Origin of the sequence: Devosia sp., from assembly GCF_035944845.1 — a bacterium.
Taxonomy (GTDB): Bacteria; Pseudomonadota; Alphaproteobacteria; order Rhizobiales; family Devosiaceae; genus Devosia_A.
Window position 1 is genome coordinate 1 of record NZ_DASZAW010000079.1, and the last position, 14,293, is coordinate 14,293.

At 66.1% G+C, this 14,293-nt stretch carries 15 protein-coding genes; 7 read left to right on the forward strand and 8 right to left on the reverse strand.

Annotated features, from left to right (window positions below; translation table 11 throughout):
- Nucleotides 1-159: 159 nt before the first annotated feature.
- From VGV07_RS15655 to VGV07_RS15670, 4 genes are read right to left on the reverse strand one after another with little or no spacing between them, the layout of a single operon-like run.
- Complete coding sequence (locus tag VGV07_RS15655) at nt 160-1,080, reverse strand: ABC transporter permease (RefSeq protein WP_326869653.1); 921 nt, start codon at nt 1,078-1,080, stop codon at nt 160-162.
- Nucleotides 1,077-2,144 (reverse strand): ABC transporter permease, encoded by a 1,068-nt coding sequence (locus tag VGV07_RS15660; RefSeq protein WP_326869654.1) that lies wholly within the window; start codon nt 2,142-2,144, stop codon nt 1,077-1,079. The genes VGV07_RS15655 and VGV07_RS15660 overlap by 4 nt, the downstream gene beginning before the upstream one ends.
- The gene (locus VGV07_RS15665; RefSeq protein ID WP_414649960.1) at nt 2,141-3,685 is read right to left on the reverse strand and encodes an ABC transporter ATP-binding protein; all 1,545 of its coding nucleotides are present in this window, start codon (nt 3,683-3,685) and stop codon (nt 2,141-2,143) included. Before VGV07_RS15665 ends, VGV07_RS15660 begins: the two co-directional genes overlap by 4 nt.
- A gap of 6 nt (nt 3,686-3,691) precedes the next feature.
- Nucleotides 3,692-4,801, reverse strand: coding sequence for a BMP family ABC transporter substrate-binding protein (locus tag VGV07_RS15670; protein WP_326869656.1), 1,110 nt, complete (start codon nt 4,799-4,801; stop codon nt 3,692-3,694).
- 172 nt (nt 4,802-4,973) lie between these two features.
- Between VGV07_RS15670 and VGV07_RS15675 the strand changes: the two genes are divergently transcribed.
- Nucleotides 4,974-5,969: a LacI family DNA-binding transcriptional regulator gene (locus tag VGV07_RS15675; protein ID WP_326869657.1), complete on the forward strand. Its 996-nt coding sequence runs from the start codon at nt 4,974-4,976 to the stop codon at nt 5,967-5,969.
- A gap of 165 nt (nt 5,970-6,134) precedes the next feature.
- Here VGV07_RS15675 and VGV07_RS15680 read toward each other — a convergent pair whose 3' ends face one another.
- The gene (locus VGV07_RS15680; RefSeq protein ID WP_326869658.1) at nt 6,135-7,175 is read right to left on the reverse strand and encodes a GlxA family transcriptional regulator; all 1,041 of its coding nucleotides are present in this window, start codon (nt 7,173-7,175) and stop codon (nt 6,135-6,137) included.
- Nucleotides 7,176-7,300: 125 nt separating this feature from the next.
- On the opposite strand from VGV07_RS15680, the gene VGV07_RS15685 reads away from it, so the two are divergent.
- The 3 genes from VGV07_RS15685 (at nt 7,301) to VGV07_RS15695 (ending at nt 8,384) form a co-directional block, all read left to right on the forward strand.
- Entirely contained in the window at nt 7,301-7,744 is a 444-nt protein-coding gene (locus tag VGV07_RS15685) for a carboxymuconolactone decarboxylase family protein (protein WP_326869659.1), read from the forward strand.
- Nucleotides 7,745-7,805: 61 nt separating this feature from the next.
- Complete coding sequence (locus tag VGV07_RS15690) at nt 7,806-8,039, forward strand: hypothetical protein (RefSeq protein ID WP_326869660.1); 234 nt, start codon at nt 7,806-7,808, stop codon at nt 8,037-8,039.
- Nucleotides 8,040-8,078: 39 nt separating this feature from the next.
- Nucleotides 8,079-8,384 (forward strand): acylphosphatase, encoded by a 306-nt coding sequence (locus VGV07_RS15695; protein ID WP_326869661.1) that lies wholly within the window; start codon nt 8,079-8,081, stop codon nt 8,382-8,384.
- A 201-nt stretch (nt 8,385-8,585) separates the two neighbouring features.
- Here the strand turns inward: VGV07_RS15695 and VGV07_RS15700 are convergent, their stop codons facing one another.
- The 3 genes from VGV07_RS15700 to VGV07_RS15710 are packed head-to-tail and all read right to left on the reverse strand — an operon-like array spanning nt 8,586 to nt 10,670.
- Nucleotides 8,586-9,209: a glutathione S-transferase family protein gene (locus tag VGV07_RS15700; protein ID WP_326869662.1), complete on the reverse strand. Its 624-nt coding sequence runs from the start codon at nt 9,207-9,209 to the stop codon at nt 8,586-8,588.
- The gene (locus VGV07_RS15705; RefSeq protein WP_326869663.1) at nt 9,202-10,065 is read right to left on the reverse strand and encodes an aromatic ring-hydroxylating dioxygenase subunit alpha; all 864 of its coding nucleotides are present in this window, start codon (nt 10,063-10,065) and stop codon (nt 9,202-9,204) included. The genes VGV07_RS15700 and VGV07_RS15705 overlap by 8 nt, the downstream gene beginning before the upstream one ends.
- The gene (locus VGV07_RS15710; RefSeq protein WP_326869664.1) at nt 10,062-10,670 is read right to left on the reverse strand and encodes a Rieske 2Fe-2S domain-containing protein; all 609 of its coding nucleotides are present in this window, start codon (nt 10,668-10,670) and stop codon (nt 10,062-10,064) included. Before VGV07_RS15710 ends, VGV07_RS15705 begins: the two co-directional genes overlap by 4 nt.
- A gap of 287 nt (nt 10,671-10,957) precedes the next feature.
- Between VGV07_RS15710 and VGV07_RS15715 the strand changes: the two genes are divergently transcribed.
- The 3 genes from VGV07_RS15715 to VGV07_RS15725 all read left to right on the forward strand — a co-directional run bounded on the left by VGV07_RS15715 (nt 10,958) and on the right by VGV07_RS15725 (nt 14,280).
- Nucleotides 10,958-12,061 carry a BMP family ABC transporter substrate-binding protein gene (locus VGV07_RS15715; protein WP_326869665.1) on the forward strand — a complete coding sequence of 368 codons (1,104 nt, stop codon included), beginning with the start codon at nt 10,958-10,960 and terminating at the stop codon, nt 12,059-12,061.
- A 186-nt stretch (nt 12,062-12,247) separates the two neighbouring features.
- Entirely contained in the window at nt 12,248-13,363 is a 1,116-nt protein-coding gene (locus tag VGV07_RS15720; RefSeq protein WP_326869666.1) for an ABC transporter permease, read from the forward strand.
- Nucleotides 13,363-14,280: an ABC transporter permease gene (locus VGV07_RS15725; protein ID WP_326869668.1), complete on the forward strand. Its 918-nt coding sequence runs from the start codon at nt 13,363-13,365 to the stop codon at nt 14,278-14,280. The genes VGV07_RS15720 and VGV07_RS15725 overlap by 1 nt, the downstream gene beginning before the upstream one ends.
- The last annotated feature ends 13 nt before the right edge of the window (nt 14,281-14,293 follow it).

Sequence of the window (14,293 nt, forward strand, 5' to 3'; positions counted from 1 at the left end):
CTCTGCCAGTACATCGCCATCAGCATGTCGCCGCCATTCATGATGGCGCTGGCGTCCCAGGTCTGCTCTTCGGCAGTGCGGACGATCGGCAGGGTGTCGCGCAGCAGGTCGCGGGTCAGTTCCCAGGCTTTCATGGGCTACTCTCGTATCTAGGGGTGGTCAGGAAATCTTGCGGGCTCTGGCCTGTCGGCGCGCCGCGTAAACGGTGAGCATGACGGCTGGCACGATGTAGGGGATCATCTGCATCAGCTCACTGGGCAGGCCTTTGGTCTGCATGGTGATGGCGACGGTTTCGGCGATGCCGAGCACGGCGGCCGCGGCGAAGGTGCCCCAGGCGGTGCCCATGCCCATCACCTCGGCGGCGAGCGCGATGAAGCCGCGGCCGGCGGTCATGTTCTGGGCGAACCAGCTGACATAGCCCATCGAGAGGTAGGCGCCGGCCGCGCCGCCGAAGACGCCCGAGAGGGTGAGGGCATAGAGCTGCACGCGATTGCGCGAGATGCCGGCGGCAGCCGCCGCCTTGGGGTCGGAGCCGACGGCGCGGACATGGAGGCCGAACGGGGTGCGGGCCAGCATGATGGCGACGGCCGGCACGGCGAGGATCGCCACATAGGTCAGCATGTGGTGCCCGGAAAGCAGCGGGCCGAGCACCGGCACGTCGCCGAGCAAGGGGATGTCGATATCGGGCAGCACGCCGCTTTTCAGCGCGCCCGACATCCCCTTGTCGCCGGTGGCAAGGAACAGGCCCAGCGTCGTCGCGGCCAGCGCTGCCATGTTCAGCGCGATTCCGGTGATGATGAACTGGGTCCCGAGACCATTGATGAAGAACGCCATCAGGGCGCCGAGCAACCCGCCGCCGACCAAGGCGGCGAGCAGCCCGAGGAACGGGTTGGCGGTGGCGGCGCTGACCAGCACCCCGATCAGCGCGCCCGACAGCATGATGCCTTCCATGCCGATATTGAGGACGCCTGCCCGATCGGAGATCAGGACGCCGAGTGCTGCGAGCAGCAGCGGGGTCATCACCCTCAGCACGGTGGCGAAGATGGCGGGATCGCCGATGGCGCCAAAGAACTCGATCATGCGCCTTGCTCCTGGCCCTTGATGTCGCGGATCAACCGCAGGAAGGCCGGGTGGCGGAAGATGGCGGCCGCGGTGACGGCCAGCATGATGGCGGCAGTGACCAGCCCGACGATTTCTGAGGGCACGTCGAGGTTGCGCGCCAGCATGTCGCCGCCGACCTGCAGGTAGGCGAGGAACAGGGCGGCCGGGATGACGAGGAACGGGTTCTCGCGGGCGAGGATGGCGACGGTGATGCCGGTCCAGCCATGGCCGGGCAGGGCCGTCCAGGAGAAGCGGCTATAGAGCCCGAGCACTTCGATGGCGCCGGCCATGCCGGCAATCAGCCCGCCGGCGATCTGCGCCTGCGTCAGCAGCTTGGAGGAAGCGAGGCCGAGATGGCTGGCAAAGCCGGGGCTCGAGCCGACAATGCGGATATTGAGGCCGGAGCGGGTGCCATAGAGCCAGATGCCGCCGAGGAGGCACGCGACGAAGGCGATGACCACACCGGTATGAAGCCGGGTGCCCTGCAGCAGCCGATCAAGGGTGAAATCGGCTGGCAGCTTGTAGGACATCAGCGCGCCGGCATTGGGGTCGCGCAGCACGTAGTTGAGGAAGTAGACCCCGGCGAACAGGAAGGCGAAGTTCAGGACCAGCGAGTTGACCATCTCGGAAGCGCCGAAGCGCACCCGCAGATAACCCGGCACGATGCAGGCGAGCGAGCCGACCAGGGCGCCGATGAGGATCGCAGCGGGCGTGGCGACGAGCCCGGTCAGCGGCAGCAGCACGGCGGTCGCGGCAGCGGCGAGGCCGCCGAGGAAGAAGCTGCCCTCGACGCCGAGGTTGAACATGCCGGCGCGGAAAATGATGGTCGCGGCGAGACCGGTCATCATGGTCGGCGTCGCCGCCTCTAGAATGTTGCCCATATGGCGGATGGTGCCGAACGGGCCGAGGATGAACAGCCGCAGTACCTCGAACGGATCGGGCTGCGACAGCGCCAGTGGCACCAGCACGGCGAGGATCACCAGGGCGATGACGAGCGCGGTGAGGGCGAATTCGGTGAGGCCGGCAAGGATGGAGCGGGTCATGCAGCCGTCTCCAGCCCGAGCATATAGGGGCCGAGCGCCGCGGGCGTCAGGCCGGCATGGTTTGCGAGATCGGCGACGATCTTGCCGTTGAACAGCACCAGCACGCGATCGGCGAGGCGCAAGAGCTCATCGAGATCGGCGGTGATCAGCAGCACGGCGGCGCCGTTGCGGGCGGCTTGATCGATGCGGGCATGCAGCAGCGCCGCGGCCGCGACATCGACGCCGCGGGTCGGCTGGTCGGCGATCAGCAGTTTCGGTGAGCCGGCAAGTTCGCGCGCCGCGATCAGCTTCTGGGCATTGCCGCCCGACAGTGAATCCAACCGCTCGCCGGTGCCGCCGGCCCGCACCGCGTAATCAGCGATCATCTGCTGCACGCGCTTCCTGATCGCGCCGCGGCGGAGGAAGGGGCCCCAGTGCAGCGCCTTGTCGCCATCGGTGCCGGCAATGGCGTTATCGGCGAGGCTGAGGGCAGCGGTACCGCCGCGGGCATAGCGATCGGCGGGCAGGTAGGCGAGGCCGGCCCTGCGCCAGTCGGGCGCCGCGGCGCGCGACATGTCGGCGCCGGCCAACCGGATGTGGCCGGTGGCCGGGTGCATCAGGCCGCTCAGCACGCCGACGAGGCCGCGCTGGCCGCTGCCATCGACCCCGGCAATGCCGACGATCTCGTCGGCGCGGATCGATAGCGAGATGTCCTCGATCCGGTCGGCCGGGTCGCGCGAGCGGGTGGAAACGCGGTCGAGTTCGAGCACCACCGGCGCGTCGGTGCGCTGCCGCTGGCGGCGCGGCACGTCGACATCCCTACCCATCACCATGCGGGTGATTGTCGTGTCGTCGACCTCGGCGAGCGGCGTGGTGCCCACCACCTTGCCGGCGCGCAGCACGGTGACGGTTTCGGCCAGCGCCCGCACTTCGTGCAGCTTGTGGGAGATGAAGAGGATGGTCATGCCCGCGGCGCACAGATCGCGCAGGCGATTGAACAGTTCCTCGATTTCGGGCGGCGACAGCACCGCCGTGGGCTCGTCGAGGATGAGCAGGCGGGTGTCGCGCGACAGGGCTTTGAGGATTTCGACCTTCTGCTGCGCGGCGACCGAGAGCGTGTCGGTCACCGCATCGGGATCGACGGCGAGGTCGAAGCGCTGGCTGAGTTCGACCACCTGGCGACGCGCCCTGGAGCGATCGATAAAGATCGAGGAGCGCGGCTCGTGGCCGAGAATGATGTTTTCGGTGACGGTGAGGATGGGCACCAGAGAGAAATGCTGGTGCACCATGCCGATGCCGTGCCTGCCTGCGAAATCCGGCGTCGCGGGATCGACGGCAGCGCCGTCGATCCGCACCTCGCCGGCGCTCGGGCTTTCGAGCCCGAACAGGATCTTCATCAGCGTCGATTTGCCGGCGCCGTTCTCGCCGCAAATGGCGTGGATTGCACCCCTTCGAATATCGAAGGTGGCATCGGTGAGGGCCACGGTGCCGTTCGGGTAGGTCTTGGATACCCCCCGGAACGAGACGATGGGGCCTTCGGCCATTTGCGGCGAGTTGCTCATCGGCGCTTACGGACGGACGGCGTCGCGAATGGCGTTGATCGCGGCGGTGTCCATGCCGAAGGCGGTCGGCACGACCACTTCGCCCGAAGCGATCTTCTGCTTGGCGGCGGCGATGGCGGCCTTGGTTTCGGCGGAGGCGAGCTTTTCGTAGTTACCGGTCTCGACGATGCCGACGGCGCCTTCAGCGAGGCCGACGGTTTCGGCCGACCCGAAGGGGAGCTTACCCTCCTTGTAGAGGTCGTAGGCCCGGACGAGGCTGACATCGACGTTCTTCAACACCGAGCTCACCACCTGGCTGGCAATACCAGGGTCGCTTTCAGCGAAGATCGCCTCCTGGTCGGAATCAACGCCGAGCACGAACTTGCCGGTTTCCTTGGCGGCAGCGGCCTGGCCGAGGCCAGCCTGCGAGGCGGCGATGAAGCCGAGCGCCACGCCGGAGCGATATTGGGCGAGCCCCAGTTCCTTGCCCTTGGCCGCATCGGTGAACGAGCCGGCATAGGCAACCGACACCTTGACGTCGGGGGTGACCGACTGGGCGCCGGCGATGTAGCCGACAAGGAAGTCGTTGATGACGGGGATATCCATGCCGCCGAGGAAGCCGAGCGCCGTGCCGGCATCGGCCGGGAGGCCGGACTTCAACAGGCCCGCGGCGAGGATGCCGCCGAGGTAGGAGCCTTCGTTCTGCTTGTACTGCACGGCGTAGACATTGGGGTAGGCGCCGCCTTCGAAGGGCAGGCTCGCATCGAACAGGATGTATTTCTTGTCCGGGTACTGGTCCGCCACGGCGCCCAGGGTTTCCGAGAGCGAGAAGGTGCCGCCGATGATCAGGTCCCAATCCTGCTCGGAAACTTCGAGCAAAGCCGGCTCCCAGCCGGTCGGATCGTCGCCGATCTCGAGCACCTTGGTCTCGACCTCGTCGCCGTACTTCGCCTTGATTTCCTCGATGCCCTTGTTGGCCGAGTCGAAGAAGGACTTGTCGCCGAGGGCGCCGTTGACCAGCAGCAGCACCTTGTCGGCGGCGAGGGCGCCGGCAGCAGTGGCGGCGAGCAGCGCGGTGGCGCTGACCAGCCCGAGGGCAGCGCGGCGCAACGCCACGCGGGTTAGGGATTTGGACATGAAAGACTCCTCCATAGCGATCCGATGAAACTGAACGATCCGGTCGTTTAATCGTGTAAATAGATAAGCGAGGTGCTATAGGGGGAGTCAAGATGGTTTTCGCAGTGGTGTCCTAAGCTATTGGCATCGCAATGAACTTCGTCCACAGATGGCGACAGGGGCGTGGGATCAGATGAGCAGGGGCAGGAGCCCGACCATCAAGGACGTGGCGAAGGTCGCCGGGGTCTCCTCGGCGACGGTGTCCTATGTTCTCAACGATCTCAACAAGGTCACGCCGGAAGTCGATGCGCTGGTGCGGCGGGTAGCGAAGGAACTCGGCTATTCGCGCAACAATGCGGCGCGGGCGCTGAAGACCGGCCGCAACAACATTATCGGCTGTATCCTGCCCACTCTCACCAGCCCGGTGTTCCCGGAAATCGCCCAGGCGGTGCAGCTGCGCGCCGAGGCGCATGGCTATGCGACGCTGGTGATCGATTCCGGCAATGCGCCGATGCGCGAGGAAAAGGTGGTGCGTACCCTCGCCAAGCACGGTGTCGATGGGGCGGTGGCGCTCTTGCACCCCAACTTCAAGCTGGCTGACCCGCCGCTCTTCCCGATCGTGTCGCTCGACGCGAGATTCCCCGGGCTCGACAGCGTGCATGCCGACCACTATGCGGGCGGCCGCCTGATGGCCGAGCACGCCATCGCGCTCGGCCACCGCCGCATCGGCATGCTGTCGGGCTTCCAGGATCTGACCAGCAGCTTCGAGCGTCGCCAGGGCTTCGTCGATGCCGCGGCTGGACGAGTTGAGCTGGTGTGGGAGGTGAACGTCCACCTGGTGCCGCAGCTGCCGCCGGCGGCCGTCGAGGCGATCCGTCGGCGCGAGGTGACGATGATCGCCTGCGTCAACGACCTCGTCGCCATCGCTGCGCTCAGCGTGCTCAAGGACAGCGGCATGAGCGCGCCGAGCGATGTCTCGGTGTTCGGCTTCGATGATATGCAATGGGCGAGCTGGCCGCTGATCGATTTGACCACCATCCGCCAGCCACTGGCCGAACTCGGCAGCCAGGCGACCGACCTGTTGATCTCGCGGCTCGATGACCGGCAGCGGCCGACGGTGGATGTGGTGCTGCCGGTGACGCTGGTCGAGCGCGGTTCGACGGCGCGGGTGGGGCTCCCTCTCCCCTGAGGGGAGAGGGCAAGCGCAGCTTGCGAGCGTTAGCGAGCTAGCGGAGCTCGGGTGAGGGGTTCAGCTTCTCGGCGTGCTGGCTCGTCCAGCATGTGGCACCGCCTCACCCCTCTCCCCAAAGGGGCGAGGGGACGCTGGGGCACGGTCGGTAATCAGCGCGACCAGTCACCCCGACTGCCGCTCCGTCTCCGACAGCGGGCGCTGATGGCGGCGGCGGTAGGCGGACGGCGTGACGCCGACCAGTTTGCGGAACAGGTGGCGGAAGGCGGAGGGTTCGGTGTAGCCGATTTCGGCTGCGATCTCGTCGAACGGCGCGTCGCTGGTTTCCAGCATCTGCTTGGCCTCCTCGATGCGCAGGGTCTGCACGTACTCGATCGGTGACTGGCCGGTGGCGCGCTTGAAGCGGCGGAGGAAGCTCCGCTCGGTGAGGCCGCTCTCGGCGGCCATCGCGGCGACCGGGTTGGGGGTGCGATAGTTGTCGGCGACCCAGACTTGCGCCGCCGTGACCAGCGGGTCCTCATGCTTGCGGCCGACGGTCAGCGCTGCATAGGGGAGTTGGCCGTCGCTGTGCCAATCGAGCAGGAAGAGCTTGGCCAGGCGGCGAGCTTCCTCCTGGCCGGCCAGGCGCCCGACCAGGTAGAGCAGCAGATCGTGCCATGAGGCGAAGCCGCCGGTGGTGATCAGCCGGTGGCCATCGCCCGCCAGCACCAGGACGCGCTCTTTGCGCATGACGATGCCGGGGTGGCGGGCCTTGATCACATCGCAAAACCCCCAATGCGAGGTGGCCTCCTCGCCATCGAGCAAGCCGGTTTCGCTGAGCAGCAAGGTGGCCGAGCACATCGAGGCGACGATTGCCCCTCTTTCGTAGGTCGAACGGATCCAGTCGGCGATCGGCGCGAAGGTGTTGGGGATGGGCTCGTGCGGGCTGAGCGTCAGGTCGGGGATCATGACGATGTCAGGCGCGGGAAAATCGGCGAAGGCGCCATGCGGGGTGATCAGCACGCCGTGATAATCGCGATAGGGCTCGCCATCGAAGGTGACGAGTCGCGGCAGGAACCGCGGCATGCCGCCCGCTTCGCCATGCAGCATCTGCCAATAGGTGCCCACAGTGGCAAGCAGATCCATGGCGATGAAGGTGCCGGCAGTACCCGTGTGTGGCGTCGCCACGACGGCGACGAGCAGGGGCTTTTCGTCGGCGATAGGCATTCGTTTTGTCCGATCTGAACCGTTTTCGTCGGAAACCAACCTATCAGCCAGGCGGCCACACGACTAGACGGCTGGTCCATCGGCGGCACGTCAGCCGCCACAACCTGAAAGACAAGGACCAATTCATGAAAAAGACCATCACCATCGCAGCGCTTGCCGTCACAGCCACGCTGTCGCTGTTCTCGTTCGCCGGCGCCGCCGAGTTCCCCACCGCGGAAGAGACCTACCAGGATGTAGAGGCGACACTCGGCGTGCTGCCCAGCCACGTGAAGGCCTACCCGCCATCGGCGGTGGCCGGCGCCTGGGCGATGACCAAGGGCCTGCTGTTCGATGAGAGCAACGTGCTCGAGCCGAAGGTCAAAGCGCTGATCAACCTCGCCGTCGCGGCGCAGAGTCCGTGCCAGTACTGCATCTGGCTCGAGACCAAGACGGCCAAGGGCAGCGGCGCCACGGACGCCGAGGTCGCCGAGGCCGTGGCTCAGGCAGCCTATGTCCGCCACTGGAGCACCGTGCTCAACGGCATGCAGATCGACTTCGCGACCTTCAAGTCCGAATTCGGCGGCGACTGATCGCGTGGCGCCCGGAGTTGAACCCGGGCGCCAGCTTCACCTCCAGCCATGAGAGAATTCGATGGACATCCTCATCAACGCGGCCAACGTGCTCTACGTGATCGCCTATTTCACCATGGACATGCTGCGCCTGCGCCTCCTCACGGTGACCGCGGCCTGCTGTCTCGCCGTGTATTTCTACAGCCAGCCAACGCCGATGTTGAACGTCGTGGCGTGGAATGTGTTCTTCATTGTGCTTAACCTGGTGCAGGTGGGGCGGTTGGTGCTGGCGAGGCGCACGCCGGCCATCGCTTGAGCCCTTTCGCGCTCGAGGTGGCGACGATAGGCTGTTGGCGTGCACAATCACTATTCCACCGATATCGAAGGCGGCGCGCCGGTGCGGCGACGCTATGCGATCAGCGGCCGGCTGGAGGTGGCGAGCTATCTGACATTCGTCGCCGAGCGGGCCCGCTGGCTCGATATCCGTGGCTGGGTGAGCGCTGACGGCGCGGCGGTGACGCTGGTGGCCGCAGGGCCGGAGGCGCTGGTCGGGGCACTGGAGATGGCCTGCACGCTCGGGCCGCTGGAAGCGCTGGTCGAGACGATCGAAGCGGTGGATGAGGCGGGGCCGGTGGGGAATGGGTTTGAGGTGCGGGGCTGAGGCTTGGTTCACTAGCTTGCAGTCGGCGAAACCTCTCCCGCTAGCGGGGGAGGGGAACCGCGCGAAGCGTGGTGGAGGGGGGAGCCACAAACACCGGCCTTTGCCCATCTGCCCAATGTCAGTGCGTGGGGCACCCCCCTCCACCAGCCTTCGGCTGGTCCCCCTCCCCCGCAAGCGGGAGAGGTGCGCCGACTACTGGCACTAGAAGTAATCCGGCACTCCCGGCATGCCCACAAATCCCGGCAGTTTCCGGACCTGGCGTTGCCACAGGTTGATTGCCGGATAATCCTCGTGGCCGATGCCGGCGTCGTGGCTCAGCGCCACATAGGGGAACGTGGCGATGTCGGCGATGGTCGGGGTCTCGCCGACGATCCATAGTTTTCCTGCCTGGGCGCGGTCGGCGAGGTGGTCGTCGAGGAGGCGGAGGGCGGTGCGGGCCTTGGCCTGCAGCGCGGCGAGATCGCCGGGATAGTTCAGCATGGCGATCATCCGGGCGCCGGAGATCGCCATCAGTTCGCCGCCGGCAAAGCTCAGCCACATCATGGCAGGGCCGAAGCGCTCGTCCCGTGGCAGCCACTGGCCCGAGGTGTCGTATTTGTTGGCGAGGTGGCAGAGGATCGCCTGCGCGTCGCGCAGCACCAGGCCCTCATCCTCGAACACCGGCAGCTGGCCGAGCGGGTTCAGCGCCAGGAAGTCCGGCTGCTTGTGCGCGCGGCCAGGGAAGAAATCCACCGCCTGCGCCTCATAGGCGATGCCGAGCATGCTGAGCAGCAGGCGCACCTTGTAGCAGCTTCCCGAAAGCACGTAGTCGTAGAGCTTAGGCATTGGGCAGATCCGTGCGCGGTTCGGTGCCGAAACGGAGCTGCTTTTCTTTCAGCCAGCGGCGATAGAGCACCGAGCTGAGGTCGGCGCGGGTCGGGGTTTCGCGGCCCGGCTGCAGCGGCAGCAGCGATGGGCGCTGGTTCTCGAGCACGATCTTGTCCTGGACGAAGATCATCTGCTGGAAGGCGCTGAGTTCGGCGTCGGTGCTGGTCGCGTCGATCACCAGCATGAAGGCGTGGGCGACCGACACCGCTTCATCGACGGGCTGCACGAACAGCGCGATGACGTCCCAGCGGTCGGGTGCGGTGGGTGGGGTCTTGTAGAGCATGACGTTGAACGGGCTCACCACCCGGTACATGTACTTGCTGATCTGCCCTTCGTCGGAAGCGGCAGCCGCCTTGGGCTGGTAGAACTCGCATTTGGTGGCCCAAAGCTCATCGACATCGCGGCGCTGTTCGACCTCGTATTTGGCCACCTCCGGATGATCCTCGGAGCCGAGGATATCGGTGTGGACATAGGGGAAGTGGGCGAGATCGAGGAAATTCTCGACCAGCCGCAGGCCGGAGGCGCGGACGCGGACCGGGCCGCAATGGATCCAGCGGCGATCCGACTCGCGGGTTTCGGGCAGCTCGAACAGGTCGCGCTCCGGAGTGCCGAAACTGGTCCACAGGTGCCCGTAATCGGTCCGGACGGTGAGGGCGCGGTCGGCGGCGCGGACCTCGATGCTGTCGGCAAGCCGGCGGACGCTGAGATCTTCACCGAGGAGGCGGGAGTGGACCTCGGCGCCAATGGGGAAATCCTGGAGCGCGCCCAGCGTGTACCATTGGTCGAGCGCGGCCCGGTCGTCGGTGAGGCTCATGCGGCGGCACCCTGTTCGAGGTTCTGGCGCAGGGCCCGCAGATGCGCCGTGGCGGCGGCGATATCGACGTCGGCGCCAGTCGCATGCAGCATGGTCTTTGCGGCATGTGCACGGTGCCAGCCGACCTGCAGGGCGCCGCCGGCGAAGGGCAGGGCGATCAGCGGCTGCGCAGTCGAGCCACCCAGCGCGGCAAGTACCCGTTCCGGCGCCGCTTCGACGGCGAGGCTGACCACCGGGGTCTGCTCGGGCAGCAGCGGTGGTGGGTCCGCACTGTCGCCGTTCATCCACACCATGCCGCCGGTCTCGGCAGCGGCATAGGCATTGGCGCGGATGGTGGGCGGTAAGGTGAGATCCGGGTGGGCCGGGATGCGCAGGCAGTTGGCGCCGGCGCCATATTGCCAGCCGTGGTAGAGGCAGTTCAGCGCGTTGCCGCGCACGAAGCCGAGGCTCAGCCGCATGCCGCGATGCGGGCAGCGATCCTCCCATACATGCGCCATGCCATCCTCGCCGCGCCAGATCATCACTTCACGGTTATCGACGATCACCGCCCGCGTGACTCCGTCAGGCACGTCGCGGCCCAAAGCAATCGGTATCCAGTCAGCCATGGGCGAGACGTCCTTGGTTAGTTATGATCAACGTATTGTATGCAATGCACGTGCACGTGATCAAATTGTAGGCAGTTAGTTCGATCGTGCGGATGCATTAAGCATTCATTGCTCAAGCCCGGCAAGCAGCATTCTCCGGTCATTCCACCCAATGCGCTGGAATCGTTGATGGAATGGCGCCGATCGGGCGCCGCTCCGGCTTGGCACATGGATTGCATTGACCTTCATGGATACCGGCGTCGGGCTCAGAAGGCGGCGCCCAAAGGTGCAATCCAGGGGAAGACGTCATGACACTAACCGCTATCTCACGCCGCAGGTTGCTCAAGGTCGGTGCAGCCGGGCTTGCCGCATCGGCGCTGCCATTTGGGATCGCCCGGGCGCAGACCAATGTCGTGCTGGGCATCGTCTATGTCGGGCCGAAGGATGATTTCGGCTGGAACCAGGCGCATGCCGTATCGGTGGAATCGCTGAAGGCACTGCCCGGCATCACCGTGGTGGAAGAAGAGAATGTGCCCGAGACCGACGCCGTGGCCAAGTCCATGGAGTCGATGATCAACCTCGATGGCGCCAACCTGATCCTCGCCACCTCGTTCGGCTATTACAATCCGTTCGTGGTCGAACTGGCCAAGAAATATCCCGACGTCACCTTCCGGCATGCGGCGCCCTTGTGGAACAAGGACAAAGACCCGGCCAATGCCGGCTCGTACTTCCCCTACCTCAACCAGGCGCACTACGTGAATGGCGTGGCGGCGGGGCTGTCGTCGGGCGGCAAGATCGGGTTCGTGGCGGCCAAGCCCATCCCGTCGGTGCTCAGTAACATCAACTCGGCGCTGCTCGGGGCGCGTTCGGTAAACCCCAATGCCACGGTGCAGGTGATCTTCACCGGCGAGTGGAGCCTGCCGGTGCGCGAGGCGGAGGCCACCAACGCGCTGGTCGATGCCGGCTGCGAGGTGATCACCTGCCACGTCGACAGCCCCAAGGTGGTGATCGAGACCGCCGAGGGCCGCGGCGTGAAGACCGCCGGCCACAATGCCAGCCAGGCGCCGCTGGCGCCCAAGGGCTTCATCACCGGCGCCGAATACAAGTGGGAGACGATCTACAAATCCTATGCCGACGATATCGCCGCCGGCAAAACCCCGCCCAACTTCCTCGTCGGCGGCTACAACAACGACATGCTGCGCAACACGCCCTATGGCGCGGGCGCCACGCCCGAGGCGATCGCCGCGGCCGATGCCGCCATCGCCGCGCTGGTCGGCGGAGCGCCGATCTACAAGGGCACGCTCAAGGACAATGCCGGCAATGTCGTGGTCGACAAGGACTACGACAATTACGACCCGTATCTCGACGGCATGAACTGGCTGCTCGAGGGCGTGCAGGGCTCGATCACTTGAGCCGGCAGTAGCCCATATGTCCCGAAAAAAGGCCCCCTCACCCGGCGCTGCGCGCCGACCTCTCCCCCAAGGGAGAGGTGGTGGGGTGGCGAGATCCTGCCCCGCCGCTACCTCTCCCTTGGGGGAGAGGTCGGATTGCGCCAGCAATCCGGGTGAGGGGGCCTTTCGGAAAGTGCGGAGTGCAACATGACCGCTGAAACCGCCGACAGCACCGCAGCCGCCGCCAATCCTGGCGCCAACCTGCAGGTGCTCCGCTTCGCCGAGTCGATCGCCATTCCCGTCGGCGCACTGGTGGTGTCCGCACTGCTGTTTGCACTGTTCCTCCTCGCCATCGGCAAGGACCCGATCCAGTTCTACCAGCTGATCTGGACCGGCGGGTTCGGCTCGTCGTTCTCGATCCAGAACTCGCTGCAGCGGGCCGCGCCGCTGATCCTCACTGGCCTCGCCTTCGCCATTCCGGCCCGCATCGGGCTCACCATGATCGGCGGGGAGGGGGCGCTGGTGCTGGGTGGATTCACCGCCGCGGCGATCGCCATTCCGCTGGTGTCGAGCGCGGCGCCGGTGCCGCTGACGCTACTGCTGATGGCCGCGACCGGCATGCTGGTCGGCGGGCTGTGGGTGGGGTTCACCGGCTGGCTCAAATACGCGCGCGGGGTCAACGAGACCATCGCCTCGTTGCTGATGAGCTATATCGCCATCGCCATCATGAACTTCTTCGTCGAGGGGGCGCTGCGCGACCCGGCCTCGGCCAACAAACCTTCGACCATGCCGATCGGCGATGCCTATCGGATCGGCTCGATCCCCGGCACCGACGTGCACTGGGGCTTTGCAGCAGGTGTCGTGCTGGCCATCCTGCTCTGGGTGCTGATGAGCCGCACCACCTTCGGCTTCGCGGCAAGGATGACCGGCGGCAACCTCAGGGCGGCGCGGGCGCAGGGCCTGCCGGTGGGCATGCTGATGGTGGTGTGCTGCGCCATTGCCGGAGCCTGTGCCGGGCTTGCCGGCTTCTTCGAAGTGGCGGCGATCCACGGCCAGGCCAATGCCTCGCTGGTGGCGGGCTATGGCTTCACCGGCATTCTCGTCGCCTTCCTTGCCCGGCAGAACCCGCTTGCAGTGATCCCGGTCGCCATCCTGTTCGGCGCGCTGGCGGCGGCCGGCGGGGTGATCCAGCGGCGCATGGGCATGCCCGACGCCACCATCCTCGTGCTGCAGGGGATCATGTTCGTGGTGCTGCTGGTGTCTGAAACCTTCTACGGCCGGTTCAAGCTGTTCCAGCCCAAGGCGAGCGGGGAGCGCATCTGATGGACAATGCATTGCTCACCGTGCTGATTGCCATGCTCGGCGGCGCCATAAGGGTGTCGACCCCCTTCATGTTCGTGGCTTTGGGCGAAACGCTCACCGAGAAATCGGGCCGCATCAACCTGGGGCTCGAGGGCAACCTGGTGCTCGGCGCCATGGTCGCCTATGCGGTGAGTTACCTCACCGGCAATGCCTGGCTCGGCGTCTTGGCCGCCGGCGGTTCGGGGCTCTTTCTCGGCGCGCTGCACGGCTATATCTGCAAGCTGCCGCGGGTCAACGACATTGCCGTCGGCATTGCCATGATGAGCTTTGGCACGGGTATCGCCTTCTTTTTCGGCAAGCCGTTCATCCAGCCGACAGCGCCGCGGCTCGATGCCATCGCGCTCGGCGACTGGACCGGCAACCCGGCCTTGGCCCAGGCGCTGCAGGTCAACCCGCTGTTCTTCGTCGGCATTGCGCTCGCCATCTTCATGTTCTGGGCGTTCAGGAACACCCGCTGGGGGCTGATCGTCAGGATGACCGGCGACAGCGCCGCCTCGGCCAAGGCGATGGGCGTATCGGTCGACCTGGTGCGCTTCCTCGCCACCGCGGCGGGGGGTTTCCTCGCCGGCATCGGCGGGGCGTTCCTGTCGCTCTACTATCCGGGCAGCTGGAACCAGGGGCTGAGCTCAGGGCAGGGGCTGATGGCCGTGGCGCTGGTGATCTTTGCGCGCAGGGATCCGATCAAGTGCATCTGGGCGGCGCTGCTGTTCGGAGCCGCGGGGGCGATAGGCCCGTCGCTGCAGTCGATCGGCATTTCCCAGGGCTACTACTTCTTCAACGCCGCCCCCTACATCCTGACGTTGATCATCATGATCATCTCAGCCGGCTCCAGGAGTTCGGCCCGCGATGTGCCGGGCGAACTGTCGATCACCAAATAGGAGCGTTCCGATG